24 protein-coding genes are annotated in these 26,686 nt (G+C 73.8%); 9 read left to right on the forward strand and 15 right to left on the reverse strand.

Annotated features, from left to right (window positions below):
• Window positions 1–2: 2 nt before the first annotated feature.
• Both ACIPUC_RS03125 and ACIPUC_RS03130 read right to left on the reverse strand, forming a co-directional pair.
• Window positions 3–4,961, reverse strand: a complete 4,959-nt coding sequence (locus tag ACIPUC_RS03125; RefSeq protein ID WP_446586439.1) for a DNA-binding protein — start codon at window positions 4,959–4,961, stop codon at window positions 3–5.
• Window positions 4,958–5,824 (reverse strand): DUF4132 domain-containing protein, encoded by an 867-nt coding sequence (locus ACIPUC_RS03130; RefSeq protein ID WP_446586440.1) that lies wholly within the window; start codon window positions 5,822–5,824, stop codon window positions 4,958–4,960. Before ACIPUC_RS03130 ends, ACIPUC_RS03125 begins: the two co-directional genes overlap by 4 nt.
• 199 nt (window positions 5,825–6,023) lie before the next feature.
• On the opposite strand from ACIPUC_RS03130, the gene ACIPUC_RS03135 reads away from it, so the two are divergent.
• Both ACIPUC_RS03135 and ACIPUC_RS03140 read left to right on the forward strand, forming a co-directional pair.
• On the forward strand, window positions 6,024–6,761 hold the full coding sequence (locus ACIPUC_RS03135) for an HNH endonuclease family protein (RefSeq protein ID WP_446586441.1): 738 nt from the start codon (window positions 6,024–6,026) through the stop codon (window positions 6,759–6,761).
• Window positions 6,758–7,039 carry a hypothetical protein gene (locus ACIPUC_RS03140; RefSeq protein WP_446586442.1) on the forward strand — a complete coding sequence of 94 codons (282 nt, stop codon included), beginning with the start codon at window positions 6,758–6,760 and terminating at the stop codon, window positions 7,037–7,039. Before ACIPUC_RS03135 ends, ACIPUC_RS03140 begins: the two co-directional genes overlap by 4 nt.
• Before the next feature lie 56 nt (window positions 7,040–7,095).
• Here the strand turns inward: ACIPUC_RS03140 and ACIPUC_RS03145 are convergent, their stop codons facing one another.
• On the reverse strand, window positions 7,096–7,629 hold the full coding sequence (locus tag ACIPUC_RS03145) for a GNAT family N-acetyltransferase (protein WP_446586443.1): 534 nt from the start codon (window positions 7,627–7,629) through the stop codon (window positions 7,096–7,098).
• A gap of 157 nt (window positions 7,630–7,786) precedes the next feature.
• Here ACIPUC_RS03145 and ACIPUC_RS03150 point away from each other — a divergent pair, with 157 nt between their 5' ends.
• A complete protein-coding gene (locus tag ACIPUC_RS03150; protein ID WP_446586444.1) occupies window positions 7,787–9,049 on the forward strand; it encodes a sulfite oxidase in 1,263 nt (420 codons plus the stop codon).
• Between the two features lie 25 nt (window positions 9,050–9,074).
• Here the strand turns inward: ACIPUC_RS03150 and ACIPUC_RS03155 are convergent, their stop codons facing one another.
• Window positions 9,075–10,259 (reverse strand): alpha/beta hydrolase family protein, encoded by a 1,185-nt coding sequence (locus tag ACIPUC_RS03155; RefSeq protein ID WP_446586445.1) that lies wholly within the window; start codon window positions 10,257–10,259, stop codon window positions 9,075–9,077.
• 80 nt (window positions 10,260–10,339) lie between these two features.
• Window positions 10,340–11,326 (reverse strand): isopenicillin N synthase family dioxygenase, encoded by a 987-nt coding sequence (locus ACIPUC_RS03160; RefSeq protein WP_446586446.1) that lies wholly within the window; start codon window positions 11,324–11,326, stop codon window positions 10,340–10,342.
• A 204-nt stretch (window positions 11,327–11,530) separates the two neighbouring features.
• On the opposite strand from ACIPUC_RS03160, the gene ACIPUC_RS03165 reads away from it, so the two are divergent.
• The gene (locus ACIPUC_RS03165; protein WP_446586447.1) at window positions 11,531–12,322 is read left to right on the forward strand and encodes a VOC family protein; all 792 of its coding nucleotides are present in this window, start codon (window positions 11,531–11,533) and stop codon (window positions 12,320–12,322) included.
• Window positions 12,323–12,332: 10 nt separating this feature from the next.
• Here ACIPUC_RS03165 and ACIPUC_RS03170 read toward each other — a convergent pair whose 3' ends face one another.
• The 3 genes from ACIPUC_RS03170 to ACIPUC_RS03180 form a co-directional block, all read right to left on the reverse strand.
• On the reverse strand, window positions 12,333–13,127 hold the full coding sequence (locus tag ACIPUC_RS03170) for a class II glutamine amidotransferase (RefSeq protein WP_446586772.1): 795 nt from the start codon (window positions 13,125–13,127) through the stop codon (window positions 12,333–12,335).
• Complete coding sequence (locus ACIPUC_RS03175) at window positions 13,051–14,685, reverse strand: agmatine deiminase family protein (RefSeq protein ID WP_446586448.1); 1,635 nt, start codon at window positions 14,683–14,685, stop codon at window positions 13,051–13,053. The genes ACIPUC_RS03170 and ACIPUC_RS03175 overlap by 77 nt, the downstream gene beginning before the upstream one ends.
• A 65-nt stretch (window positions 14,686–14,750) precedes the next feature.
• Window positions 14,751–16,220: an APC family permease gene (locus ACIPUC_RS03180; RefSeq protein WP_446586449.1), complete on the reverse strand. Its 1,470-nt coding sequence runs from the start codon at window positions 16,218–16,220 to the stop codon at window positions 14,751–14,753.
• 165 nt (window positions 16,221–16,385) lie between these two features.
• Between ACIPUC_RS03180 and ACIPUC_RS03185 the strand changes: the two genes are divergently transcribed.
• Window positions 16,386–17,042 (forward strand): TetR/AcrR family transcriptional regulator, encoded by a 657-nt coding sequence (locus ACIPUC_RS03185; RefSeq protein WP_446586450.1) that lies wholly within the window; start codon window positions 16,386–16,388, stop codon window positions 17,040–17,042.
• Between the two features lie 9 nt (window positions 17,043–17,051).
• On the forward strand, window positions 17,052–17,894 hold the full coding sequence (locus ACIPUC_RS03190; protein WP_446586451.1) for a DUF1206 domain-containing protein: 843 nt from the start codon (window positions 17,052–17,054) through the stop codon (window positions 17,892–17,894).
• Window positions 17,895–17,912: 18 nt separating this feature from the next.
• On the opposite strand, the gene ACIPUC_RS03195 is transcribed toward ACIPUC_RS03190, so the two are convergent.
• Window positions 17,913–19,268, reverse strand: coding sequence for a M64 family metallopeptidase (locus tag ACIPUC_RS03195; RefSeq protein ID WP_446586452.1), 1,356 nt, complete (start codon window positions 19,266–19,268; stop codon window positions 17,913–17,915).
• A 152-nt stretch (window positions 19,269–19,420) separates the two neighbouring features.
• Between ACIPUC_RS03195 and ACIPUC_RS03200 the strand changes: the two genes are divergently transcribed.
• Window positions 19,421–20,815 carry a tetratricopeptide repeat protein gene (locus ACIPUC_RS03200; RefSeq protein WP_446586453.1) on the forward strand — a complete coding sequence of 465 codons (1,395 nt, stop codon included), beginning with the start codon at window positions 19,421–19,423 and terminating at the stop codon, window positions 20,813–20,815.
• Here ACIPUC_RS03200 and ACIPUC_RS03205 read toward each other — a convergent pair.
• Window positions 20,778–22,325 carry an MFS transporter gene (locus ACIPUC_RS03205; RefSeq protein ID WP_446586454.1) on the reverse strand — a complete coding sequence of 516 codons (1,548 nt, stop codon included), beginning with the start codon at window positions 22,323–22,325 and terminating at the stop codon, window positions 20,778–20,780. The two genes, ACIPUC_RS03200 and ACIPUC_RS03205, sit on opposite strands and share 38 nt — an antisense overlap.
• Before the next feature lie 30 nt (window positions 22,326–22,355).
• A complete protein-coding gene (locus tag ACIPUC_RS03210) occupies window positions 22,356–22,925 on the reverse strand; it encodes a TetR/AcrR family transcriptional regulator (RefSeq protein ID WP_446586455.1) in 570 nt (189 codons plus the stop codon).
• Between the two features lie 106 nt (window positions 22,926–23,031).
• On the opposite strand from ACIPUC_RS03210, the gene ACIPUC_RS03215 reads away from it, so the two are divergent.
• Both ACIPUC_RS03215 and ACIPUC_RS03220 read left to right on the forward strand, forming a co-directional pair.
• Window positions 23,032–23,211: a DUF6126 family protein gene (locus ACIPUC_RS03215; protein WP_446586456.1), complete on the forward strand. Its 180-nt coding sequence runs from the start codon at window positions 23,032–23,034 to the stop codon at window positions 23,209–23,211.
• A gap of 18 nt (window positions 23,212–23,229) precedes the next feature.
• Window positions 23,230–23,730, forward strand: coding sequence for a DUF6328 family protein (locus ACIPUC_RS03220; protein WP_446586457.1), 501 nt, complete (start codon window positions 23,230–23,232; stop codon window positions 23,728–23,730).
• A 31-nt stretch (window positions 23,731–23,761) separates the two neighbouring features.
• On the opposite strand, the gene ACIPUC_RS03225 is transcribed toward ACIPUC_RS03220, so the two are convergent.
• The 4 genes from ACIPUC_RS03225 to ACIPUC_RS03240 form a co-directional block, all read right to left on the reverse strand.
• Window positions 23,762–24,013 carry a DUF6158 family protein gene (locus ACIPUC_RS03225; protein WP_446586458.1) on the reverse strand — a complete coding sequence of 84 codons (252 nt, stop codon included), beginning with the start codon at window positions 24,011–24,013 and terminating at the stop codon, window positions 23,762–23,764.
• 80 nt (window positions 24,014–24,093) lie between these two features.
• The gene (gene hypE, locus ACIPUC_RS03230; protein WP_446586773.1) at window positions 24,094–25,140 is read right to left on the reverse strand and encodes a hydrogenase expression/formation protein HypE; all 1,047 of its coding nucleotides are present in this window, start codon (window positions 25,138–25,140) and stop codon (window positions 24,094–24,096) included.
• Window positions 25,141–25,207: 67 nt separating this feature from the next.
• Complete coding sequence (hypD, locus tag ACIPUC_RS03235) at window positions 25,208–26,344, reverse strand: hydrogenase formation protein HypD (RefSeq protein WP_446586459.1); 1,137 nt, start codon at window positions 26,342–26,344, stop codon at window positions 25,208–25,210.
• Window positions 26,341–26,676: a HypC/HybG/HupF family hydrogenase formation chaperone gene (locus ACIPUC_RS03240; protein ID WP_446586460.1), complete on the reverse strand. Its 336-nt coding sequence runs from the start codon at window positions 26,674–26,676 to the stop codon at window positions 26,341–26,343. The genes hypD and ACIPUC_RS03240 overlap by 4 nt, the downstream gene beginning before the upstream one ends.
• Window positions 26,677–26,686: the final 10 nt, after the last annotated feature.

Consider the following 26,686-nt stretch of genomic DNA (forward strand, 5'->3'; position numbering starts at 1 on the left):
TGTCAGGCCCGGCGGGCGCGGCCGCGCGTGCGCTTCACCTTGAGTTCCTCGAAGCGCGGATGGTCGCCCTCGCGGACCCGCTGCCAGGCCCGGCGGTAGAGGTCCGCGGCCGGTTCGGCGGGCACCAGGGGCCCCCATAGGGCGTGGCCGTACATCGGGAGCTTCCACTGCTCGACGGGCAGCACCGGGAAGGCCATCTCCACCCACCCGCCCGGCAGGAACAGCGAGCGCCCCGCCCGGCTCCGGCCGGCCGACACCACCGGGCCGGTGGCGGCCAGTTCGCCGCGGGCGGCCTTGAGCCTGGCGGGCTTCCAGCCGGTCCAGCGCGCGGTGTTGCGGTCGGTGGGGTCGGGCATGGCGAGCAGCATGAGGTATAGGGCGGCCGCGTCGGCGCCGAGCCCGTGCTCGTCGGCGGCTTCCGCCACCAGCTCGGGGACCGACCGGCCGGGGTCCTGCGGCCACCAGGTGCCGTCCTGGTCGGCGGCGCCCGCCGCCGGGGCGCCCGGGTCGGCGAGCAAGGCGGCGAAGCGCGGGTCGTGGGCGGCCCGCAGGGCGGTCTCGACCGCGTTGGGCTGCCGGTCGTCACCGCGCAGGACGGCCAGGTACGGGTCGGAGCCGGTGGAGTCCAGCAGCGCCGGGCGCAGCGCGGACCGGGGCCGGTTGTCCTGGGTGGCCATGACCACCGCGCCGTACCGCTCGAAGCCCTCACCGGTCTCGGTCGGTGTGCCGGCCGCCTTCCGGAAGTCGGTGAGATCGACGTAGTGCCCGCTGTCGAGCAGGAGTCCGGGGGCGGCGAGCCGCTGCCGTACGGCCGTCAGCGCGGGCGGCAGGGCCGCTCGTAGGGGGTCACCCGCGGGCAGCTGGTGGGCGAGCCAGGCCATCGTGCCCATGGCGGCGGTCAGGACGGCCGAGGTGAACGGGCGGACGGCCGGCTCGCGGGGCTCCACGTGGTCGCCCCGCACCGTCCACGCCACGTCGGCGGACAGCTCCGGGGAGAGGGCCGGGTCGAGGATCGCGGACAGGGCGTGGGGCACGGCCCACCCGGTGCGCATGACCCGGGAGGCCTCGGTGAGCAGCCGGTCGGGCACCGGCGTGCGACGGCCGACGCGCCGGTTCCACACCTGGGCGGCGGCGGCCGCGTCGGGGCCCTCGGTCCACAGGAGTGCCGGGTCGGCGGGCAGCAGCGCGGCGACGACGGCCCGCCGGACCACGAGGTCGAGGCTCTTGAGCTCCTCGCGGGCGTGCGACGCGTCGGCGGCCTTGATGTCGAGGAGGGTGCGCAGGTCGGCGGGCAGGAGGCTGCTCGATCCGCCCTCCACGGCGGGCATGCCTGCGATGACCAGCCGGGCCAGTGCGCCGGAGACTCCGGTGAGGCGGGCGAACTCCTCGGCGGCTTCGAAGAAGAAGGGGGCGGGGCCCCGGTCGGCGGCCTCGGTGAGGACGCGGGCCAGCCAGTCCGGGCCGCGCTCGGGGTCGCCCAGCGGGGCGTCGCGGCGCAGGGTGTAGGGCCCCGGGACGGTGAAGCGGCCGGCGGGGTCGTGCAGGAGGGCGCCGAACTCGTGGCCGTCGGGGACGGATTCGCTGTGCTCGGTCGTGGCGAGGACGGCTCCGCCGCCGAGCGGGAGCACGGCGCGCCGGTTCACGTTCCGGTCGGCTCCGTCGGGGGTGCGCAGGTGGTGCTGGTCGAGGTGGACCACGACGCGGCGCCAGCGGGGCGCGGATCCTTCGGCGGAGGCCAGGCCCAGCGCGTCGATCTCGCCGAGCAGGCTGACGAGGGCGGCGCGCTCCTCGTCGCTGGTCGCGGCGGTGACCGCCCGGTAGGCGACGGCGGCCGGCTGGTCGAGCAGCGGGGTCCAGGGCAGCGCGGAGTAGGGCAGGGCGGGCACGTCGAAGTGCAGGCGTCCCGGTACCGCGTCCGCCGCGCTGTCGGCGCGGGCTGCGGCGAGTTCGCGCAGGAAGCGGTGGGCCACGTCGCTGTCGGCACCCCAGTGGTAGTAGCCGGCGCCGGCGAGTCCGCTCAGCGCCTGGGCGATCAGCTGGTCGGTGGGGCCCTCGGGGCGGGTCTCGGCTGCTTCCGCGTCGGGCCGGAGCCGGGTGGCGATCTGGTCGAGGGCCTTCTGCTGGACGAGGGTGAAGCGCAGGACCTCGATGATGCCGCCGATCAGCTCGGGGGCGGTGACCTGGGGCAGGGCCGCGCCCACCAGGCCGGGCAGGTCGTCGGCCTTCGCCGCCGCGGCGGCCGCCTTCAGCAGGGCGGCGACGGTTTCCCGGTCGGCGGTGCGCAGCGCGGCCGAGCCCTGGGGGTCGCGGGGGCGCAGCGCGTACCAGTGGGAGAGCGGGGGGAGCTTCACGCTGCCGGTGGCGAAGGGGGCCCGGCGCTCGTCGTCGCGCGACGCGGCGGTGATCACCCCGTCGGGGTCGCTGATGCTCAGCTCGTGATACCGGTTCGACAGGGCGCGCGGGCGGTCGTCGCCGGGGAAGGTGAGCGCCGCGAGCGGCATGGTGCCGCCTTCGGGGACGGTGACGGTGCGCCCGCCGGTGTCGGTTCCCCGCCAGCCGTGGCCGGGGACGCGGGCGGTGCGCCAGCCGAGCAGGCCGTCGACGGGTGCGCCGAGCACCGAGCCCGGCACGGTGGGCGCGGGTCGCAGCCAGCAGGAGTACCCGACGGAGTTGCCGTGTACGGGGTGACCGGCGTGCGTGTCGGTGAGGAAGCCGGGCAGGGAGAGCCGGCCGAGGTCGCCGGTGGCGGGGTGGTACTCGCGCCAGCCCTGCTCGTTGCTCGAGTCGCGCTGCTGCCGCACCCAGTACGAGGTGCCGTCGGACAGCATCGCCCGCTCGTCCGGCAGCTTCGTGTCGCCGCGGTGCAGGATGCCGCCGCCGGTGGCGCGGCCGCCGTCCGGGAGCGGCAGGCTGATGTGTTCGGAGCGCAGCTGCCAGTGCGGGCGGTCGGAGTCCAGGGTGAGGACGGTGCCGGGCGAGCTGTGCCAGTAGCCGTGCGTCTCGTTGGTGCTCCAGGAGTTCCAGAAGACCAGCAGGTCGCCGTCGACGTAGTGGAATCCGTAGCGGTACTGGTTGCCGGTGGGGACCCGCAGGTCGTGCGCGAGGACGGTGGAGTCGGCGTCGATGACCCGGACCTGGGTGGCGTTGGCGACGATCAGGTACGGCCAGGCCTCGGCGACGGTCAGGCCGCGCCGGTCCTGGACGGGTGCCAGTTCGGCCACGGCGCTCTCCCAGGAGGGCCAGGCCAGCTCCTCGAAGAGGCCGCCGCGCAGGGTACGGGCGAGGGTCTCGGCGAGGTCGGCGGCGGCCGCGTCGGCCACCTCCTCGGGGGCGAGTGCGAGGGCTTCGGCCGGCAGCCAGGTCAGGCGCGCGATGGCGTCCGGGACTCCGGGCAGGCCGGCGGCGGTGGAGGCGAGGGCGACGCCGCGCATCCACTCGGTGAGCACCGGGCGGCCGCCGGGCGAGGCGGCGACGCGGCGGATGATGTCGTTGCCGGCTTCGCCGAGGCTGTTCAGCGCACGGTGGAAGGCGGGGTGGAACCGCGGGTCGGCGGCGAGGGCGAGCAGGTCGCGGCGCTGGTCGGCGCGGGCCCAGTCCTCCAGGTTGAGCCGGCCGTTCCGGTACCTGCTGTGCTCGTCGTCGGGGTCGGCGACCGGGATGTCCAGGGTGAGCAGCAGGTCGAGGAAGTCGGCGTCCTGGACCCCGACCCGCAGGCCCGCTTCGCGGCCGGGGCGGGCGAGTTCGGCGCGCAGCTGCCGCGCGCAGCGCTCGACGAGGTCGAGGAGCACGGGAGGCGTGGGGCGCTGGCCCCAGCCGGTGTGGCGGGCCGCGTGGAAGCGCTCCAGCCAGCCGGCGGTGCCGTCGGCGCAGCGCTGGTCGGCGGGCAGGTCCTCGGATTCGAGCCCGGCGGTGGCGCCGGATTCCTGCAGGATGTCCAGCCACAGGCCGCTGAGTCCGACGCTGTCGCCGCCGCCGGGCGGGGTCAGCCCGAGGAGCGTGCCGCGTACGGAGGGGACGCGGCGGGCGAGCGCGACGAGGGCGCCGCGGTGGGCCTTCCACCAGCCGATCGGGGCGCGCAGCGTGGCGGGCAGCGGCAGCAGTTCGGCGAGGTAGTCCTGCTCGGGTGCGGTTCCGGTCAGGCCCGCGGCGCGGGCGAGGCGGCGCAGTTCGGTGGCGGCCTGGGCGGAGGGCGGCAGCCCGCCGGCGGTGCGGCGGACGCACAGGCGGCGGAAGCGCCGGTACGCCTCGGCGGGGCTGACCCGGACGGCGAGCTCCTTGCCGTAGCCGGTGAGGACCTTCACCGGGAGGGCGCCGGCCAGGGCGAATTCGAGGAAGACGGCGTCGAGCCGGTCCTCGTCGACGCTCAGGCCGTGCTGGGCCTCGGCGGTGCGGGCGCGGCCGAACAGCTGGGCGGCGTAGGTGGTGTTCTCGACGGCCAGGAAGGTACGGGCGGCGTGCTCGAGGAAGACCGGCAGGAAGTGCGGGACGGACGCGGCGAGCCGGCCGGCGAGTTCGTGGCAGGCGTCGAGGGCGGCCTTGGGCTTGGTCTTGGCCTGGCGGGTGATGCGGTCGAGCTCGGGTACGACGGCGAGGGCGTGGTGCCCGTCCTCGGGGTGGTGGACGAGGATCCATTCGGGGAAGCCGAGCGACTGGCGGTGGCCCAGGCCGACGACGGGCGGGTCGGTCCGCTCGGGTACCAGGCCCAGGAACCCGGCGGCGAGGTCCTCGGCCGCGCCCAGCTCGGCGGCGGCGAGCCGGACGACGACGCGGTCGTCGCCGAGGGCGGGATGCCGGTAGGAGCGAGCCGTCAGGTCGACGGCGGTGGGGCCCGCGTCCGGGGTGCCGTGCGGCAGCACCGCACCGGCCCTGAGCAGCAGTTCGGCCTCGCTCACGGACACGCCGTCCTTCCCAGTGGTGTTGATGCTGGTGCTGCTGTTGCTGTTGCTGTCCGTGGTGCTCACGCGCCCCCGCCCTCCTCGATCTTGCGCCCGGCGTACAGTGCCGCGGCCATCCGCATCCCCTCGGACCAGGCCACCGGTCCGACCTCGGCCGGGCGCACGGCCCGGCCCTCGCCGTCGTGCCAGGTCAGTGCGCCGGTGGTGGTTTCCGCGTCGTAGTAGGGCTCGCCGATCCACACCGCCGCCTCCGCGGCCCGGCCGGTGTCGCGGACCCTGCAGGTGGCGTAGCCGCCGGAGACCCGGTAGCCGAGGCCGGTCGCCCGCGCGGCGAGGCTGAACCGGGTGGGGAAGACCCCGCCCGCGTAGTCCTTCACCTCGGTGGCGGTGGCGGCGAGCCCCTCGGGCTTCTGCCAGGTGGCGCGGTGGATCTGCTCGACCTGCTGCACGATGCCCAGTTCGGCCGCGAAGTCCCGTACGTCGTCCAGATCGGGCAGGAGTACGGGGTGCGGCAGGGTCACCGTGCGCGGGGAGAGCCGTACGGTCTCGCCGTCGAGGTTGACCACCTTCAGCTCACCGGACGCGGTGGCGTCCCGAAGGAAGCCCACCTCGTCCGGGTCGTCGCCGACGACGGCCAGGTCGCGCAGGGCGCTCTGCCAGGCCTCGTCCGGCCAGACCCGGGCGAGCAGCGCGGTCGGCACGGGCAGCGAGGACACCATCCAGGTGTCGACCTGCGCGACGCACGCCGCCGCGTGCCGGTCGAGCCATTCGGCGAGCCGGCGCAGCCGGTCGACCTCCGGATGGTCCTTCAGCGCCTTGGGCAGGGTCTTCAACTGCCGCCCCGCGGACCGGCCCGTGGCGGACCGCGCCGCCACCCGCCCTTCCACGAGGGAGATCTCGTACCCCTCGCCCGCTGCCACCCATGCCATCAGCCCGTGTCCCTCCGCCTGTCCCGGCCCTGTCCGCGCAGCCCGGACAGGGGGGTGGGACCCCCCTTGAGCTGCGGTATGCGGGGAGACTAGCGAGAGCCACTGACAACGCCCGCCGGAGGGTGGCTGGTCGGTTCTTTGTCCGGTTCTGGGTAGTGTTCAGGGGACGTTGGCGCGGAGTCGGTTCGGGGTGGGGTCCATGGTTCGTCAGATACGTGTGCCGGGTGCGGTGCTGGCGGCGTCGCTGCTGCTGACCCTGGCCGGCTGCTCCGATCCGGCCGCGCCGGACGCGGGCAAGGGCGCGGGTACGGGCGCCGCACCCGCGCCTTCGGCCGCCCGCGCCGTGCCGCCCGGCCCGGACGGCAAGCCCGCCGGCGGGGACGTGCTGCCCGGCATGGTCAGCGCGGCCGTGGCCCGCACGCAGTTGGCCGCGCTGAAGGTGGCGCCGGTCGGCACGATGGCCGGGTACAGCCGGGACAAGTTCGCGCACTGGGCGCAGCAGGGCAACAAGTGCGACACCCGTGAGGTCGTCCTCGGGCGGGACGGCACCGACGTGAAGCGGGACGCCGAATGCCGGGCCGTGTCCGGCTCGTGGAAGAGCCTCTACGACGGGGTGGCCGTCACGGACGCGGCGAAGATGGACATCGACCACATGGTGCCCCTCGCCGAGGGCTGGCGCTCCGGCGCGGCCGGCTGGGACGCCGCCAAGCGCAAGGCATTCGCCAACGACCTGGCCAACCCCCAGCTGCTCGCCGTGACAGCCGCCTCGAACCGGTCGAAGGGCGATCAGAGCCCCGACCTGTGGCAGCCGCCGGACACGTCCGGCTGGTGCCAGTACGGGCGGGCCTGGACCACCGTCAAATCCGCTTACGGACTGACCGTCACCGAACCGGAGAAGAAGATGCTCACGAACATGCTGGACACCTGCACGTCATGACGGACGCACAGCAGTGGCAGGACGAGGTGCTCGCCGGGCCGGGCGGCGCGATGACCGACGAGGTCGGCGTCATCACCGGCCCGGTCACGCTGCGCACCACGGTGGTGGCCGGGGGGCTGGCCCGGTTCGACATCCAGTACAAGGACGCCGACGAGTGGTACACGCTCACCGGCAGCCCCCTGCCCCACCACGGCGAACCGGCCGCCCTGCACGCGGCGGCCCTCGCCGCGGTCGGCGCGGGGCACGCGGCCCAGGCTCCGGGCTCCGCGCCGGCCTGATCCGAACGAGCGGCCTCAAGCCCCGGGCTCACGCCTCAGGCCTCAGGCCCCGGGCCTCAGGCCTCGTACTCGGTGAGGTCGATGGCGTGGATCCGCAGGAGGTGGCCGTACTCGGGGTGCGTGGTGTCGCGCTCCGCGACCATGCCCAGCTTGCGGATCACGTTCTCGGACTCTTCGTTGCCGACCCGGTTCACGGCGACCACCTTGTCCAGTCCCCGGTCCTGGAGGGCGAACTCCAAGGTGGCGTGGGCCGCCTCGGAGGCGTAGCCCTGGCCCCAGTACTGGCGGCCGAGCCGCCAGCTGATCTCGACGGCCGGGAGCACCTCGGGCAGGTACTCGGGCACGGAGAGGCCGACGACGCCGATGAGCTCGCCGGATCCGAGGAGCTCGACGGCGAAGAGGCCGAAGCCCTCCTCGTCCCACTCCTCCTCCCAGCGCTCGATGTCCTCGGCGGTCTCCTCCAGGTCGCGGACCGAGCCGTCGCCGATCCAGCGCATCACCTCCGGGTCCCCGTTGATCTCGGAGAGGGGGACGAGGTCGTCGTCGGTCCAGCGGCGCAGGATGAGGCGGGGGGTCATGATCTCGGTCATGCGGCCCATCCTGCCGAACACTGCTGGCCAGCGGTAATCGGGTCCCGGCCATTGCGTCCGTGTTGCGGGTTCGTGGCCATCGGGGCGGGTAGCTTCCGGCGGCTCACCGCGGGCCCTACGGTCCGTGGGAACCGCGACCACCAAGGAGTGTCCCCGCATGCCCCTCGACCTGTCGGACGAGAGCCAGTACGACCGGACCCGCCTGCGCCAGTGGGCGCGCGGCCGGGCCCGCTCCGCCGGAGTGGACCGCCGCGACCTGCTCAGGCTGTTCGCCGCGGGGGCGGCGGCCGGGGCGGTGGGCCTGGGATCGGCGGGCACGGCGGCCGCCGCCGGCCCGGAGGCGGTGCCCGGTACCGTCAAGCCGCTGCCGCCCGAGCTGTTCACGATCCGGGGCACCAACGCGGAGACGAATTTCGCCGCCCTGCGCGGCACCGGGCCGCTCACCCCCGTCGACCGGTTCTTCGTACGGAACCACACCTCCACCCCGCGGATCGAGGCGGACGGCTGGAAGCTCACGGTGTGGGGCGACGGCCTGGCCGGCGGGCCGGCGGAGTTCTCGTACGACCGGCTGCGCGGGCTGCCGGCGGTCCACCGGACGCTGTTCATCGAGTGCGCCGGCAACGGCCGGAGCTTCTACGCCACGCAGCAGGGGCAGCCGGTCGCCGGCACCGCCTGGACCCTGGGCGCGATCGGCGTCGCGCGCTGGCGCGGCGCGCGGCTCTCCGACGTGCTGCGGCTGGCGGGAGTGACGCCCGGCGCCGTCGACGTCCTGCCCCGCGGACTGGACGACGAGGTGGTCGCGGGCGGGGTGAACCTGGGGCGGGTGCGGCGCCCGCTGCCGGTCTCGAAGGCGCTGGACGACGTGCTGCTCGCGTACGAGATGAACGGGCAGCCGCTGCCGCCCGACCACGGCGGCCCGGTCCGCCTCGTCGTACCGGACTGGATCGGGATCTCCTCGATCAAGTGGGTCGGGGACATCGAGGTCAGCGGCGCGCCGCTGTACTCGCCGTGGAACACCGACACGTACCGGCTGTTCGGGCCCGGGTACGCGGCCGAGGGGGCCCCGCTGGACCGGCAGACCCTCAAGAGCGCCTTCGAGCTCGAGCTGGGGGCGACCGTTCCCGTGCACCGGACGCGGCTGCTGACCGGGCGTTCCTGGTCGGGCGCCGCCCCCGTGGAGCGGGTGGAGGTCAGCACCGACGGCGGAGTCCGCTGGCAGCGGGCCCGGCTGCACGACGCGCCGCGCCGGGGCAGCTGGGTGCGCTGGTCGCTGCCGTGGACCCCGCGGGCCGCGGGCGCCACCGCGCTGCTGGCCCGGGCGACCGACGCCACCGGGCGTACTCAGCCCGCGACGAGCCCCCACAACACGCAGGGCTATCTGTTCGACGCGGTGGTGCGCCACCCGGTGACGGTGGTCTGAGTCGCGCTTCCGCGAGTTCCGGGGGTCAGGGGGTGTGGAAGCGGGCCTCCGGCGTCTCGGCGGACGGCCCGTCCAGGAGGGGCTGGGGCCTGCCCTTGAGGTGCTGGTCGAAGAAGGCGCCGACGTAGCGCCGGGTCAGCTCGACCGAGCGGGCGCCGGGCAGCGGGGCCTCGGGGTCGGGCAGGCCCAGCTGGTCGGCGATCGCCGGGAAGTCGCTGAAGGTGAAGTGGCCGGAGTCCGCGAAGGTGATCCAGCGCTTCCATCCGCCGAGCTTGGGCCAGTCGCGGTCCCAGCTCGGATTGCCCCCGGGGCCGCCGTCCTGCGCGCCGAGCAGCAGGAAGGGGCGCCCGCCGAGGCCGGTCTCGGGGGCCGGCGTCGCGAGGCCGCCGTCCATGTTGACTCCGGCACGGACCCTCGGGTCGGTCGCCATCGCGGCGAGCGCCGAGGCGCCGCCGATGGAGTGGCCCGCCATGGCGATGCGGCTCCGGTCGATGAGGCCGGCGTGGCGCCAGGCGGGGCGGGGTCCGCTCAGCCGGTCCAGGAGGAAGGACACGTCGCGGGCGCGGTTGTCACTGACGGCCTGCATGGGGGTACCCGCTTCGGCCTTGTCGCAGGCCAGGCACTCCAGCACGCGCCCGCCGGGGAAGGCGGTGCCCACGCTCTCGTACGCGTGGTCGACCGAGGCGACGACGTACCCGCGGGAGGCGAGGTCCTCGGCGAGCGCGGTGAGGGTGGAGCGGTGGACGGTGAAGCCCGGGGAGAGAACGATCAGCGGGTACCGCCCGGCGACGGGCCTGGCGTGGGACCGGGAGTACGCGGCCGTGCCGGCCAGGGTCTCGACCGGGATCACCTGCTCCAGCCCCCGGTCGACGAGCAGCAGCCGGGCCTCCTCGCTCGTGAGGTACCGGACGGGACCGCCGGTGCCGCGCTGCGCCGGATAGCGCATGGTGACCATCAGCTCGCGCGGCCCGGACTGTGCCCACGGGTCCGTGCGGCTGCGGTCCACGAGGTGGAGGGTCTCCTGCCCGACGGGGAAACGGCCGGTGGGGCGCGGGAGTTCCACCGCTGTGCGGCGGCTCTCGGCGACGGGCGCGGCCCCGGCGGCCGCGGACGGGGCGCCGGCGGCCGCCGACGTGCCGGCGGCGGCGAGCGGAAGCGGCAGGAGGAGGGCGAGTAAGGCTGCGGCGGTGGCCGTTCGGCGTCGGTTCATGCCCCGAAGCTACTGAGGCCGGCCTGTCGAAACGTCAGCTCACAGGAGGAGGCGCCCTCCCACCCTGGTCGGGCTCCGGATCACCCCGCCGTCGTACTTCCGTCGGGGACGCTGATGGCGCGGAGCTTCTCCCGCAGGTACGCGTGGGAGTCGACCGGGTCGTGGACCACGCGCCCGAGGGGCGCGGGCAGGGACTCCACGCGGGTGTGCGGGTCGCACTCGTAGAAGTAGACGAGCGAGATCAGTTCCTCGGCTGGTGCGTCGGCGGGCGGCGGCAGTACGCGGTGGCGGCCCGCGCGCCAGCGGTCACCGGTCCAACGGGCCATCAGGTCGCCGATGTTCACGGTGAGCGCGGCCGGGTCGTACGGGGCGTCCTGCCAGCCGTCGGCGTCGGTGTGGATCTGGAGCCCGCCGGCGCCCTGCTGGCGGTCCAGGACGGTGACCGTACCGAAGTCGGTGTGGGCCCCGATGCGGAACTGGCCGGGCAGCGGAGGTCCGACGACCTCGGCGCCCGGGTACCAGTTGACGTTGAACCCCCAGGTCGGGTGGGAGGTGTGGCGGGTGAAGTGGTCCTCGTCGAGGCCGAGGGCGGTGGCCAGCAGCCGCAGCAGTTCGTCGGAGAGGGCCCTCATCAGGCCCAGGTACTCGGTGACCAGCGGGCGCAGCGAGGGCACCTCCGCGGGCCACGCGTTGGGGCGGAACCACTCGGCGTCCACGGCGGGGACCCCGGTGGGGTCCTCCGCGGCCCAGGACCACGACTCCTTCAGGTCGGGCGGCGAGGCCTTCCCCTCCGCGTAGCTGTTGGCCTCGGCGCCGGGGCCGAGCCAGCCGCGGTCGCCGACCGTGACCGCGTACGGCGCCTTGGCGGGGGCCGGCAGCAGGAAGAACTCGCGCGCGGCCGCCCGGATCCGGGCGGGCAGCCCGGGGTCCACGCCGTGTCCGGTCACCAGCAGGAACCCGGCGGCCCGCAGGGCCTCGTCGACGCGGGCCGCCGTACGCGCCCGGACGCCGGGCCCGCCCGACCGCCACGGCTCGAGATCGATCACGGGGACCTGGGAGCTCGCCATGGGAGACCTGCCTTCCGAGCCTGCGGGGTGGCGTCCGGACCAGAGGCTTTCGAGGTTATCGCCGCCCGACGCTCACTGGTAGTGACGGCGTGCTGACGGGCATCGTCCCGCCCATCGAGAGGTTCGTCCCGGAAGGGACCAGAATGGGACGGTGGAACGGCGGGGCCGGCCGGGGGCTCACGAAGGGCGGAGCGAGCAGTGGAGATGTCGACGAAAGAGGTCTTCGGAGCCCCGTGCTGGGTGAGCCTGATGGCCCGCGACCTCGGCACGGCGCAGCGCTTCTACGGTGCGGTCGCGGGCTGGACCTTCCGGCGGGCCCGTCTCGGCGAGGAGTTCTCGGTCGCCGAACTGGACCGGGTGCCGGTGGCGGGCATCGGAGCGCTCGCCTCCGACCTGGGCGTCGCGGTGGCCTGGACCCCGTACTTCGCCGTCGACGACGCCGACGCCGCGGTGGACCGCATCCGGGAGCGCAGCGGCACCATCGCGGTCGGGCCGGTCTCCTTCGCCACCGGTGGCCGCGCGGCGCTCGTCGCCGACCCCGACGGGGCCGTCTTCGGCATCTGGCAGGGTGCCGTCTCCGCCCACTGGCGGGTGGGCAGGGGACAGGCTCCGGCCTGGTTGGAGCTGCGGACCAGGAACGCCTTCGACGCGGCCATCTTCTACGGAGGGGTGCTGGAGTGGGCCACCGGCCGCCCCGGCTGCTGCGAGGTGTCGTACGAGGAGGACCAGGTGGTCCTGAGGCAGAGCGGGGAGCCCGTCGCGCGTCTCAACAGCGGTCCGGTCGAGCTGGCTTCGTACTCCTCGCACACCCGGCCGCGCTGGCACGTCCATTTCCGTGTACCCCGGCTCCGGCCGGCCGTCGAGGCCGCCGTGGCGCTGGGCGGGCGTACCGTCTCGGACATCACGTCGAACGCCACCGAGCGGTGGGTGGCGCTGCGCGATCCGGACGGGGCCCTCTTCACCCTGACGACCGCTCTGGCGGCGGACATCGCCTAGCGCTGGGGCCCTAGAGTTCGGGGACGAAGGGCAGGTAGTCCTCGCCGAGGGCGGACGGTATCACCGTGTAGCTGGCTTCCGGCAGTTCGTTCCACACACCGGGCAGGTCGCCCAGGGGCTCGGATACCACCAGCCGCGTGGCGTCGGACACCTCTCCGAGGAAGGGCAGCTCGGGGTGGAGGTGCCGGACGGTCTCGGCCGCGCTGCTGTAGAACAGCGACCTGGACTTGCCCTGGCTCGAGTAGCGGAACGCCCACAGGCGCTCGCCGTCGCTCACCGCGACCGTCATCTGGAGCGGGTCGTTCACGCCGTGCTCCTTGCCGAGCCGCTCCACCAGTCCGACCATCCGGGCGACGGCGCCCGGCACGTCCTGGTCGAGGCCGTAGGTGATCGCCAGGTAGAACATCACCTCGGAGTCCGTGGATCCCTCGATGCACGGGAAGAGGGCCGGGTCCACGGCCATGCAGAGGTCCCGCTGCAGTCGGCGGAAGTCCGTGATCGCCCCGTTGTGCATCCACAGCCACCGCCCGTGCCGGAAGGGGTGGCAGTTGGTCTGCTGGATCGCCGACCCGGTGGAGGCGCGAACGTGCGCGAAGAACAGGGGCGAGCGGACGTGGCCGGCCAGCTCCCGCAGGTTGCGGTTGTTCCAGGCCGGTGCGATGTCCTTGAAGACGGCGGGCGTGCCGTCACCGCTGCCGTCGGCGCTGTACCAGCCGATGCCGAACCCGTCACCGTTGGTCGACTCGACGCCCATCCGCGCGTTGAGGCTCTGGTTGATGAGCGAGTGCTCCGGGCGGTAGAGCACCGCGTCGAGCAGCAGCGGTGAACCCGAGTAGGCGAGCCAGCGACACATGAACACCATCCCCTTCTCGGCCTGGTCCGAGCCTAAGCCCCTCGGCGGGGTGCGGCGCGCCCGGACGTCCGGACGGGTCACGCTCGGTGACGGTTCGAGATGCGGGCGCGCGGCGCGGCTGCTTCGCTGGATCCGCCCGCTCTCCCCCACTGATCCAAGGAGCGATCATGAGCGTTTCAGGCGAGTCCCGCGGCCGGTCCCAGCAGATGCGTGCCAAGGCCAAGGAACTGATGGATGCGGCCGACCGCTCGCAGGACCCGGACGAGAAGCAGCGGCTGCGCGACAAGGCCCGCCGCCTCCAGGAGCAGAGTGACCAGGAGGGCCGGATGGACGACCGGGGCATGGACCCCATGTAGTCCGGTTCCGCCGTTCTCCGCAGCTCGGCCGGGACGTGCTGGGTGACGCAGTGGACTCCGCCGCCACCCCAGGCGAGGACGCGCGCCGGGGCGGCGACCACCTCGCGGCCGGGGAAGAGGGCGGCGAACTGCGCGAGGGCGGGGGCGTCGGCGGGTTCGCCCGCGGTGGGTACGACGACGCTGCCGCTGGTCGGGTAGTAGTTCGTGTAGCTGAAGGTCTCCACGGCGCGCCCGCCGTGGCGGAACTGCGGCTGGTGGTGCATCTCCACCACGTGGAAGGGGCGCCCGCAGGCGTCGGTCGCGGCATCGAGGACCGCCTTGTTGGCGGCCATCCGGGCGTGGTTGGGGTGGCCGGGGTCGGGCTGGGTGTGGAGCAGCAGCCGGGCCGGGCCCAGGTAGGCGGCGACGAGGTCCACGTGACCGTTGGTGATGTCGTCGTGGTGGAGTCCGTACGGGAGCCAGACGACTTTGTCCGCTCCGTACGAGGCGAGCAGCGCGGCCTCGATCTGCGCCCGGGTCATGCCGGGGTTCCGGTTGGGGTGGAGCAGGCATTCCTCGGTGGTGACGAGGGTGCCCTGCCCGTCGGTGAGGACGGAGCCGCCTTCGAGGACCATGCCGACGGGGGTGCGGGGCAGGCCCAGCTCCGCGCACACGCCGACGGGCAGCAGATCGTCCTTGTCGTAGGGGAACTTCCCGCCCCATCCGTTGAAGGCGAAGTCCAGGCCCGCCCGATGGGTCCGCTCCTGGTTCACCGCGAAGACCGGTCCGGTGTCCCGGGTCCAGCAGTCGTTGACCGGGTACTCGATCACGGTCACCGAGCTCCCGCACAGGTCGCGCGCCTGCTGCGCAGTTCCCGGCTCGGCGACCATGAGCACCGGTTCGAAGCGGGCGACGGCTCTGGCGATGCCGGCGATCTCGGCCTGGACGTCGGGGAGCTGCCCGCCCCATCCGACGGTCCTGTCCCACGGCCAGGCCATCACACAGCCGGCGTGCGGCTCCCATTCGGCCGGTGCGTGGAGGGGGTCTCCGGCCGCCGAGCGGTTGGCCGCGGGAAGGGTCCGGGCGGCGGAGGCCTGGCTGCCGAGCAGGGGGAGGGCGGCGGCCGAGAGGGCGGCGGCGCCGAAGCCGCGCCGCGTCATGCGTGGCAGGTGCATGTCACTACTCCTTCTGTGGGGAGGGGGTGCCGAAGAGAAGGGGCGGGCCGTGGCGGGCCCCGGGATCAGGACCGCAGCGCGTTCTGCGGCTTCTTGACCATCAGGTAGACCAGCCCCGCCGTGATCACCGCGCCGGTGCCCAGCAGGCCCGCCCACACCTGGTACCAGGGGGCGCCGGGCGGAGCCAGGATGGCGCGCGGCCAGCACACGTTGACGACCTCGAAGGCGGTCCACAGCACGGCCAGCAGGTTCAGGAAGGTGCCCTTGCGCCCCAGCCGGATGTGCCCGGAAGGGACCCAGCTGCCGCGCAGCCGGGCGATGAGCGCGGCCAGGGTGACCAGGAAGAACGGCAGGAAGGTGGCCGCGGTGCCGAAGGCGATCAGGCTGCCGATCGCCGTGGCGTTCAGTCCGAGCAGCAGGCCGGTGCAGCTGACGAGGGTCGAGGCGACGAGGCCGCCGATCGGGGCCTGCCGGCGGTTGACCCGGCGCACCTGGCGGGAGAAGGGGAACACCCCGTCGCGGGCCAGGGAGTACACGCCGCGCGCGGCACCGCCCTGGGAGGCCATGGCGCAGGCGAGGAACCCGACCAGGACCACGGCCACGAAGGGCTTGTCGGACCACGAACCGAACGCGCCGGCGACCGCGGTGGTCACCGGGTCAAGGTCCTCCCCCGCGACGACGGACTGCGGCGCGGGGTGGGCGAGGGCGACCGCCATCGCGTTGAGGATGACCACGAGCCCGACGCTGACCAGGGCCCACCACATGGCGCGCGGGACCTGCCGGCCGGCGTCCTTGGTCTCCTCCGCGGTCGAGACGCAGGCGTCGAAGCCGATGAAGCCCCAGCCCGCGACGGCCAGGACGGCGAGGAAGGCCAGCGCGGTCGACCCGCCGGACAGCTCTTCGGCGCCCAGGGTCTCGGTGAACAGCGCGAACCCGTGTTCGCGGAAGAACAGCAGCAGCGCGAAGCCGACCAGTACGGAGGCGATGGCCTCGGCGGCGATGCCCAGCGAGACGAACCAGCTCAGGATCCTGATCCCGTACGCGTTGACCAGCATGCACGCGAGCAGGATCCCGGCCGCCACCGCGACCATTGACCCCGGTGTGGGGGTGGCGCCGACGAGGGCGAACACCCACGGGGCGGCCAGGTAGGCGACGGTGGTGTTGCCGAACATCACGGCGAACTGCCACACCCAGCCGCTCATCCAGCCGAAGGAGGGGCCGAGCAGCCGCCGGCCCCACTGGTACGGGCCGCCGGCCAGCGGCCACTGCGAGGCCAGCTCCGAGTAGACGTTCACCACCAGGCACTGGCCCAGCAGCACGATCGGCAGCGCCCAGACCCAGGCGGGCCCGGCGATCATCGTGCCGACCATCGAGACGGCGTACAGGGCGACGACGGGCGAGACGACGGCGAAGCCCATCGCGATGTTCCCGAGGATGCCGAGGCTGCGACTGAGCTCCTGGGTGTAGCCCAGGTCGGTCAGGCGGGCGGCGTCGGCGTCGGCCGTTTCAGGGCGTGCGGAGGCAAGGTCTGTCATGCGCACCTCTCAGAGGGGGATGAGCGCCGGAGCGCCCGGAGCGTCCCGAACGTTAAATCTAACGTTGTTAGGTATCGGGAATGCGGGGACCTTAACCCGGCTCGAACCCCTTGGGAAGACCCTGCCAACGGGTAACCTGGCGGCCCGGAACGAGGGGGATCACACGTGGGCCGACCGAACCAGCCGCTGCTCAGCCGGGGGAACATCGCCCGCGCGGCCCTCGAACTCCTCGACGGCGAGGGCCCGCAGGCCCTCAAGATGCGCACGCTCGCCGACCGCCTCGGGGTCAAAGGGGCATCCCTCTACCACCACGTCGCGTCCAAGGAGGACGTCCTCGACGCGGTCTCGGAACTGATCAACGAGGAGATCGACCTGAGCCCGCTCGACGGGCCCGACTGGCGGGAGGGGATCGCCTCGTACGCGCGCGGCTACCGCCGCGTGTACCTGCGCCATCCGAACGCCATCGCCCCCGCCGCCCGCCGCAGGGTCGAGGCGGACCGCGCCCTGCGCGGATACGACGCCCTGCTCGGCGCCCTGATCCGGGCGGGCTGCACCCCGGCGCGGGCGGCCGAGGCCGCCGCCGCCATCGACTACCTGGTCCTGGGCTCCGCACTGGAGACCTTCACCGCGGGCTTCACCCGCGCGGCGGGCGACTACCGCCCCGCCTACCCGGCCCTCGCCGACTCCCTCACCGGGGCCGCGGCCACCGGCGCGGGCCTGGCCGAGCTCGACGACCGCGGATTCGAGCTGGGCCTCGGCCTCGTCCTCGACGGCATCGCCGCGGGGTCGGCCCGCGGGCATGGAGCGGTCGGCCCCGGGTAGCCGCGTGGCATGACGGGCGGCGAAACGACAGGCGAAGGAGTACGGCGCGAGGGGGCACGGACCGCGTCCCCGGGCGGCATGGGCCGAGAGGTCGTGGCCCGGTGCGGACTGGTGGCGCGCGGCGTACTGTACGTGCTCCTCGGTGCGGTCGCCGTCCGCGTGGCGTTCGGCGAGAGCGGCCCCGAGGCGGACCGCAAGGGCGCGCTCCAGGCGCTCACGGAGCAGCCCTTCGGGGGGGTCCTCGTCTGGGCGGTCGGCATCGGCCTGGTGTGCATGATGCTGTGGCGGCTGTCGGAGGCGGTGTTCGGCGCCGCGGGCCCGGACGGCGACAAGGCCGGCAAGCGGCTGGCGTCGGCGGCCCGGGCGGTGTTCTACGGGGCCCTCGCGTTGTCGGTGCTCTCCTTCGCCGCCGGGTCCGGCGGCCAGCGGTCCAGCGACGAGCAGTCGCGCGACGTGACGGCCAGGGCGATGGAGCTGCCCGGCGGCCCGTGGTGGGTCGGCGCGGCCGGTGGGGCGATCCTCGTCGCGGGCGGCGTGATCGCCGTAGGGGCGGCCCTGCGCACGTTCCGCAAGTATCTGGCCCTGGACCGGATGACCGAGGGGGTCCGCAAGGCGGTCGAGTTCCTCGGCGTCACCGGCGGCGTGGCCCGCGGCGCGGTCTTCACCGCGGCGGGCGCCTTCGTCGTGTACGCGGCGCTGCGCTACGACCCGGCGGAGGCGAAGGGTGTCGACGACACCCTCCGCGCCTTCACCCAGACCCCGGCGGGACCGTGGCTCCTGGTCCTGGTCGCCGCCGGGCTCGTGCTGTTCGGGCTGTTCTCCTGGGCGATGGCGGTCTGGCGCCGGGTCTGAGGAACCCGGCGCCGCGCGTCAGAGCCGCACCGTCCACGCCGCCGTCGAGCGCAGGGTGCGTGCGATCTCGGGGTCGCGCACCGAAGGGGTGCGGTCCTCCGCCGTGACCTTGAGGCGGTGCGGGCGGAAGTCGAAGAGCCACAGGTCCGCCACCGCCACCTCGGTCCGGCCCTCGAACCGCTTCAGCTCCCTGCCGTCCAGGTACCACCTGACCACGAGCTGGCGCCCGTCCGCTCCGGCCAGCCGCGGCACGGCCGCCCGCGCGGTGTCGCGCGCCCGCAGGGTGCGGTCGGTCGGGGTGAGCGGGGTGACGGTCCTCGCGTGCTGGTGGAACCCGCCGATCATCGCCTCGACGCCGGGCAGGTTGAAGGGCTTGCCCAGCACCCGCATGATCGAGTTGTCCGTGGGCCGGTACAGCCCGGTGGAGAAGTAGCCGCCGCCCTCGTACGCGCCGACCGTGCCGCCGTCCGGGGAGGGTTCGCCGAGCCAGCGGTACCACTTGGCCCGCTGGGTTGCCATCCGGTCCGCGGGCAGGGCGGAGCTGTTGGACTCGGCGGGCTCGGGGCCGGTGTACTTCTCGTACTCCGGGACGCCGGAGTAGAAGTACTCGTCGGCGAGCTTGCCGAGCGAGTGGCCGGTCTCGTGGATGGCCACCTGACCGGACTTCGGGTGGCCCGCCGAGGCCGTCGATATCCCCTCGTAGCCGAGGGTGGCGCTGGGCTCGTTGTAGCCCGCGCCGCCGTACTTGGCGCTGTTGGCGAGCACGATGACCAGGTCGGCCTCCGGCGCCTTCGCCACGTACGCGTCGACCTTGGGCTGGTCCACGCAGAGCAGCCGCTCGATCTCCTCGCACCAGAAGTACGAGCCGAGGGCGGTGTCGCGGACGGTGGCCGCAGTGGGGTCGCCGGAGACTCCGGACTCCCGGGAGACGGCGTCGACCGTCCACACGTTGAACAGGTTCCGGTAGGTGGTGTACGGCTCCACGGCCGTCACCTCGTCCCACTTCTGCCGGGCGTCGGAGCGGAACCGCTCCAGCTCCGCGGAGGTGTAGCCGTCGCCGATGACGACGACGTCGAGGCGGTCGGCGGTGGGGCCGTTGTCGACCATTTTGACGACCTCGCCGTCGGCCGCCCGCTCGGCCGGGGACAGCCCGCCCGAGGTCTTCGCCCGGGCCCCGGCGGCCGGGACCCGGATGTGGCCGGATCCGGCGTCGCCGCCGTGCTCCGGCCCCGGTATCTCGACCTCCACCCCGGCCGCCGGCGGCGCGTCGGCCGCCCCCGCCGGTGCGGCTGCCACCAGAACGGCGGCCGCGCAGACCGCCGCGAGGGCGGCCCGCAGCGCCGGACCCCGGACCCGGCCTCTGACTGGACGCATGAAGTCCTCCCCCTGGAAAGGAAGTTGAACAAGGAAGTTAAGCAAGGCGATAAGCCTGCTGAATCGGTTGCTTAAACTAGGTGGCGCGCGGGGCGTGCGCAATGGCCTGATCCCCCTGAATACTGGGGAGTTCGAGCAACCAGGGGGATTCCATGGACGAACCGGCCCGGATCGGCAGCAGGGTTCAGCGGATGCGCACCGAACTCGGCCTCACTCAAAGACAGTTGGCGGAGCCCAGCTATACCCCCGCATACATCTCGACGCTGGAGTCGGGCCGGGTCCGCCCGTCCGAGACCGCGCTGCGCTTCCTCGCCGGACGCCTGGGCACCTCGTACGAGGAGCTGGCCACCGGCCGCCCCGCCCACCTGGCCACCGAGCTGCGCCTCGCGCTGGCCGACGCCCAGCAGACGCTCGCCACCGGCGCGGCCGACGAGGCCGCCGTGCGCTACCGGCGGCTGCTCGACGAGGCGGAGGAGCTCGCGCTGGTCGCCGAGCAGGCGGAGGCGCTGCTCGGGCTGGGCGACTGCGCCCTGGAGGCCGGGGAACTCGCCGACGCGATCGGCCGCTTCGAGGCGGCCGAGCGCCTGCTGGCCGATGAGCCGCTGCCCCGCCGGGCCCGCCCGATCCGCGGCCGCGCCGTGGCCCACCTGCTGGCCGGAGAGCTGCGCTACGCCTGCTACCTGCTGGAATCCACCATCGACGAGCTGGGCGCGAGCGGGCTGGCCGACCCCGAGGCGCTGGTCCTGCTCTACGCCGCGGTGATCGGGCCGTACATCGACATGGGCGCGCACGCCCGCGCCGCCCACGCGGCGGAACTCGCCCTCGCCCTGGCCCCGCAGGTCAGCGATCCGGCGCTGGTGGCGGGGATGCACCGGCAGGTGGCGCGGACGTTCCTGGCCGAGGGCCGGGTGGCCGACGCGGACGCCTCGCTCGCCAAGGCGCAGGCGATCTACGGGCAGCTGCGCCTGCGGACCGATCTGGCGCACTGCCACTGGATGCGCGGGTACGTACAGGCACAGAACGGCGAACTCGCCGCAGCGGAGCGGGAGTTGCGTACGGCCCGGGAGATGCTGGCGGCCCGGCGCGCCGCCCTGTACACCGCGCAGGTGGAGGTGGAACTGGCCGACGTACTGCGCCGGCTCGGCCGGTACGAGGAGGCCGCGGAGCTGCTCTCGGCGCTCCTGGAACTGGGGGACAGCCACGGCGCCGTGCACGCGGGAGGCGCGCACCGGCTCCTCGGCCTGATGGCCGAGGAGCGCGGTGAGCCCGAGACCGCGGAGGAGCACTACGTGCAGGCGCTGGCGCTGCTGGAGCGCAGCGGGGCCACCGGCGACCTCGCGGACCTGTGCCGGATGCTGGGTGACCTGCTGCGCCGGACGGGCCGGACCGAGGCGGCCCTGGACGTGTACCGCACGGGCCTGGGCCACCGGGCGGCGCCGGGCACCACCACTCTGGGCCCGGCGCCCGCCGCGCCGGCGTTCGGGGCCGTCCCTTTCGGGCCGGCCCGGATCAGTGGTTCTCGGTGGGCTGGAGATCGCGCGGAATGAGGGCCCAGGTCGTGGCCGCCGCGGCGATCGCGAGGCCGCCGGCCATGAGGAACGCCGGGGTGATCGCGAGGGTGTAGGCGTGCGAGGCGGCGTCGGCCAGGGCCTGGCCGACGGTGCCGCCGAGCCGTTCGGCGATGTGCGCGGCCTCGCCCACGGAGTCCCGCACCGCGGCGGCGCTGGGGCCGTCCAGGTCCAAGGCGGGCAGGTTGCCCCGGTAGAGGGCGGCCGCGGTGGAGCCGAGGATGGCCACGCCCATGGCCGAGCCCAGTTCGTAGCAGGTCTCCTCGATGGCGGCGGCGCTGGAGACCTCGTCCGCGGGCGCCGCGGAGATCAGCGTGACCGAGGCGACCGTGGTGGCGGTGCCGGCGCCCAGGCCCATGACGGTCAGGGCGGCCGCGAAGGCCGGGTACCCGAGGTCGGTGAACTGCTGGAGGGTCCACGGCAGGGCCATGCCGACCGCCAGGACGACCAGGCCCGCGCCCAGCACGTGCCGGATGGCGAAGCGGTGCATCAGGGCGGGGGCCACCATCGAGGCGCAGATCAGCGCGAGCGGGGCGGGCAGCAGCCGCAGTCCGGCCTCGAGCGGGGTGTAGCCCTGTCCGTACTGGAACCACTGGGTGACGAGGAAGAGGATCGCGCCCATGCCCACCATGGGCAGGAAGATCGCGGTCGCCGCGACGCTGAAGGCCGGCTTGGCGAACAGCCGCACCTGGAGCAGCGGGTTGTCCCGGCGCAGCTGGCGGCGTACGAAGACGGTCAGCGCGACGGCTGCCACGGCCAGCAGGGCCCACGGCAGCGGGTCGGCGACGCCGCTCTTGCCGAGCTGCTTGATGCCGCCCGCGAGCGCGAGCATGCCGACGATGGACTGGCCGACGCCCCACCAGTGCCAGTCGCCGGTGCTGCGCGGGGAGCGGGACTCGGGGAGGTAGCGCAGGCCCGCCGCGACGATGAGGGCGGCTACGGGCAGGTTGAGGAGGAAGGCGGAGTGCCAGCCGTAGTCCTGGACGAGCAGCCCGCCGATGACCGGGCCGAAGGCCATGCCGCCGCCGAACACGGCCGCCCAGACGGCGAGGGCGAAGGCGCGTTCCCTGGCGTCGGTGAAGACGCTGCGCAGGATCGACAGGGTGGCGGGCATGATCGCCGCGCCGCCGATGCCGAGGAGGGCGCGGGCCGCGATGACGTGCCAGGCCTCGGTGGAGAAGACGGCTATGAGCGAGGCCAGCGAGAAGATGCCGAAGCCCGCCATGAGCAGCCGCTTGCGCCCCCAGCGGTCGCCGAGCGCGCCCGCGGTGACCAGCAGGCCGGACAGCGCGAGCGCGTAGACGTCGATGATCCACAGCTGCTGTACGGCGCCGGGCCGGAGGTCGCCGACCAGGGAGGGGAAGGCCACGTTGAGGATCGTGGTGTCCATGGAGATCAGCAGGAGGCTGCCGGAGAGGATCGCCAGGACGATCCACCGGCGGGGGTCGAGCGCGGCGGGGTGCATGAGGTTCCGTTCGGGGTGGTGCACGGGGTGGAGCGGGTCGGGGCGAAAACAGCCCTACGGCGCGGACGGCTGCCCGGGGGGCCGGGTCCCGCTGAGGAAGGAGGTCAGGACCAGGTGGCCGATCCGGCGGGGGGCGAGGTGCCCGTCGCGGACGCCCTCGGCGGCGGCGTCGAGCAGGCCCCACAGCGAGTACCAGATCCAGTACGGCGGCAGGTCGGTGCGCAGCCGCCCGAGCCGCTGGCCGAGGGAGAGGAAGGCCAGTGCCCGCTGGTCCTGTCGGTCGACACCGGCCCGGAACTCGGGGTCGGCGAGGACGGTGGCGTCGCGCGAGGTGAAGCCGTACAGGTGCGCGGCGGGCAGCAGGGCGACGACCAGCTCCTCCAGCGCGGCGTCGAAGGCCGGGCCGTCGGCGGTCTCCGGCAGGTCGGCCGGGGTGAGGCACGCGTCGACCACCTGGATGGCCCGGACGGCGACGGCTTTGAGCAGCGCCTCCCGGGTCGCGTAGCGGCGGCCGAGCGTGGCGCGGCTGGTCCCGGTCCCGGCGGCGATCTGCACCATCGAGGCGCTGTGATCGCCGGCGAGGACGCGCGCGGCGCTGTCCAGCAGTTCTTCTTCGTGCACCATGATGAGCCTCCTTCGCCTCGAACGATACAAAGTTGTCTCATCCGAGGCAAGTGTGACCCATTGTCGGCTCGTGGCGCGGCGCGTCGTTCGCTACCGTGGGAGGACCATGGACGAGAAGACGAACGAGAGCACCACCGACGCGACCGGCGTCGCGGCCGCCGCGAAGTACGAGAAGTGGAAGCAGAACGGCGTCGCCCTGCGCGCCTTCCTCTACATCGTCGGCACCCACGTGTTCGCCGGTTTCGTTTGGCTGCTCTTCCACCTGGGCCAGCAGGCCCAGAAGTGACACCGACCGGGAGACGGCATGCGCGAAGAGAGCGGCGACGCCGAACGGGGTGACGGCCGGAACGAGAGCGAGGAACAGCGCGCGGACCGGCGGTGGCAGGAGCTGGTGCAGGAGATCCGGGTCGTCCAGACGGGCGTGCAGATCCTCTTCGGCTTCCTGCTGACCGTCGTCTTCACCCCCCACTTCCACGGGCTGCCCCAGACCGACAAGACGCTCTACATCGTGACCGTCGTCCTGGGATCCCTGGCGACCGGCGCACTCGTCGGCCCGGTCGCCTTCCACCGCATCGTCTCGGGCCGCCGGATCAAGCCCCAGGCCGTCGTCTGGGCCTCACGGCTCACCTTCGCGGGGATCCTCCTGCTGCTGGCCACCCTCACCGCCGCGCTCTTCCTGGTGCTGCGCGTGGCCACGAACAACGCCTTCGTGCCCTGGCTGGTGGCCGGCGTGCTGGGGTGGTACCTGCTGTGCTGGTTCGCCCTGCCGCTGTGGGCGCGCACGCGCTACACGCACAAGGACTGACCCGGCCCCGCCCCGGCGCACCTGCGAGCCGCTACTCCGCGTCCTCCGCGCCGGTACGGGCCCGGGCGCCCGAGCGGGTGCGGCCGGCGGTCTGGGCCCGCCGCGGGTGGCGGCGTACGTACTCGTGCTCCAGCTCGTTCATCCGCTGCGTGTGGGTGACCAGGGCATCGTCCGACCCGTGCAGCAGGGTCTCGTGGCGCGTGCGGTGGATGGCCTCCAGCTCCTTGAGCAGTCGGCCTTCCTCCAGATTCCGCGCCGACGGACCGCCGTCGTGCTCCGTCATGGCACGCACACCTCCTCCGCCCTCGGTCCCGCCCTCGCAGAAACGGCCCTGCGCTTCCATCATCTCCTGCCCGGCCCGCGTCAGCAGATGCGCGGCAGCTGCTCTCCGATCGGCAGGTCGACCACCCGGGTGCCGCCGAGGCCGGTGCGGGCCACGACCAGGCCGGGGTGGGCAGCGACCGCCTCGCCGATCACCGCCGCGCGGCGGCCCAGCGGGTGGGCGCGCATGGCGTCGAGGACGGCGTCCGCGTGCTGCCGGGGGACGAAGGCGACCAGCTTGCCCTCGTTGGCCACGTACATCGGGTCGAGGCCGAGGATCGCGCACGCGTTCGCGACGGCGGCGGGGACCGGCACCCGGCGCTCCTGGATGACGACGCCGGTCCCGGAGGCGGCCGCGATCTCGTTGAGGGAGGCCGCCAGCCCGCCGCGGGTGGGGTCGCGCAGCACGTGGAGGTCCGGGGTGACGGCGAGCATGGCCTGGACGAGACCGCCCAGGGCCGCGCAGTCGCTCTCGACGTCCACACCGAACTCCAGCCCCTCCCGGACGCTCAGGATGGCCACCCCGTGCAGGCCGATCTCGCCGCTGACGATCACCACATCGCCCGGAACGACCCGCTGGGGGCGCAGGTCCACCCCGTCGGGGATCAGCCCGATGCCCGCGGTGTTGACGTACACGCCGTCGCCGTGGCCCGCCTCGACGACCTTGGTGTCGCCGGTCGCCACCTCCACCCCGGCGGCGCGCGCGGCCGCGCCGAGCGCCTCGGCAATCCGCGCCACGACGGACATCTCGACGCCCTCCTCGAGGATGAACCCGCAGGAGAGGTAGGCGGCCCCGGCCCCGCTCATGGCCAGGTCGTTGACCGTGCCGTTGACCGCCAGGTCTCCGATGCTGCCGCCCGGGAAGAACAGCGGCCGTACGACGTACGAGTCGGTCGAGAACGCCAGCCGGACACCGCCCAGCCAGAGGGCGGCGGAGTCCCCGAGCTGGGCCAGGACCTCGCCGCCGAAGGCGGGGGCGAAGAGGTGCTGGACCAGTTCGGCCGAGAGCGCGCCGCCTCCGCCGTGGCCCATCACCACGCGGGGGCGGTCGCGCAGGGGGGCGGGGCAGGTCCAGCCGGTGATGTCCAGCCTGGTCGCGGTCCGTGCGGCCGCGGTCTGTGCGGTCGCGGTCTGTGCGGTCGCGGTCTGTGCGGTCTCAGGCAACGGGGCTCGCCTCCGGCGAAACGGCGGTCCGGGCCGGGGTGAGTTCCAGCCGGCGGTAGAGGTAGTACGCGGCGCACGCGCCCTCGCTGGACACCATCGTGGCGCCGAGCGGGCTGCGCGGGGTGCACAGGGTGCCGAAGGCCTCGCACTCGTGCGGCTTGAGCAGCCCCTGGAGGACCTCGCCGCTGCGGCACTCCGCGGGCTCCCGGGTGTTGATGCCGGTCACCGAGAAGCGGTGCTCGGCGTCGTACTCCCGGTAGCGGGACGACAGCCGCCAGCCGCTGTCCGGGATGACGCCGATGCCCCGCCAGGCACGGTCGGTGACCTCGAAGACGTCCTCCAGCATGGCGAGGGCGGCCGGGTTCCCCTCCGGGCGCACGGCGCGCGCGTACGCGTTGTCGACGGTGTGCTCGCCGCGCTCCAGCTGCCGTACGGCCCGCCGTACGCCTTCGAGGATGTCCAGCGGCTCGAAGCCGGTCACGACGATCGGGACCCGGTGGCGGGCCGCCAGCTCCGGGTACTCCCCCATGCCCATCACGCTGCACACGTGCCCGGCCGCCAGGAAGCCCTGGACCCGGCAGCTCGGCGACCGCATGATCGCCTCGATGGCCGGCGGGACGCGGACGTGGGAGACCAGCAGGCTGAAGTTCGGGATGCCCAGCTTCCTGGCCTGGTACACCGTCATGGCGTTCGGCGGCGCCGTGGTCTCGAAGCCGATGCCGAAGAACACCACCTCGCGCCCCGGGTTCTCCTGCGCGATCCGCAGTGCGTCGAGCGGGGAGTAGACGACCCGTACGTCGCCCCCCTCGCTGCGCACCTGGAAGAGGTCGCGGCCGGTGCCCGGCACGCGCAGCATGTCGCCGAAGGAGCAGAAGACCACATCCGGCCGGGAGGCGATCTCCAGGGCCTTGTCGATGACCTCCAGCGGGGTGACGCACACCGGGCAGCCCGGGCCGTGGATCAACTCCACTTGATCCGGGAGGAGTTGATCGATCCCGTGCCGGATGATGGTGTGGGTCTGGCCCCCGCAGACCTCCATCAGGGCCCAGGGGCGGGTCACGATGGCGTGGATGTCGTCGAGCAGCCTGCGGGCGAGCTCGGGGTCCTGGAACTCGTCGATGTACTTCACTTGCGGGCCTCCTCCTGCGCTGCGGCTCCGTCCGGATCGTCGGTGAAGGGCCACGGGGAGCCGCCCGCCGCCGCGGCCTGTTCCCAGGGGTCGCCGAACTCCTCCTGCAACATGCCGAGCTGCGCGAAGAGTTCGAGGGTCTGCCGGGCCGACTCCTCGTCGAGGCGCTGGAGGGCGAAGCCCACGTGGACGATGGCGTACTCGCCCACCTGGAGGTCCGGCAGGTATTCCAGGCACACCTCCTTCTGCACACCGCCGAAGTCGACGGTCGCCATGCGGGTGCCGTCCCGCTCCCCGATGTCGAGCACTCGGCCGGGTACCGCCAGGCACATGGGCTTCTCC

This window comes from Streptomyces sp. LARHCF249, from assembly GCF_052871255.1.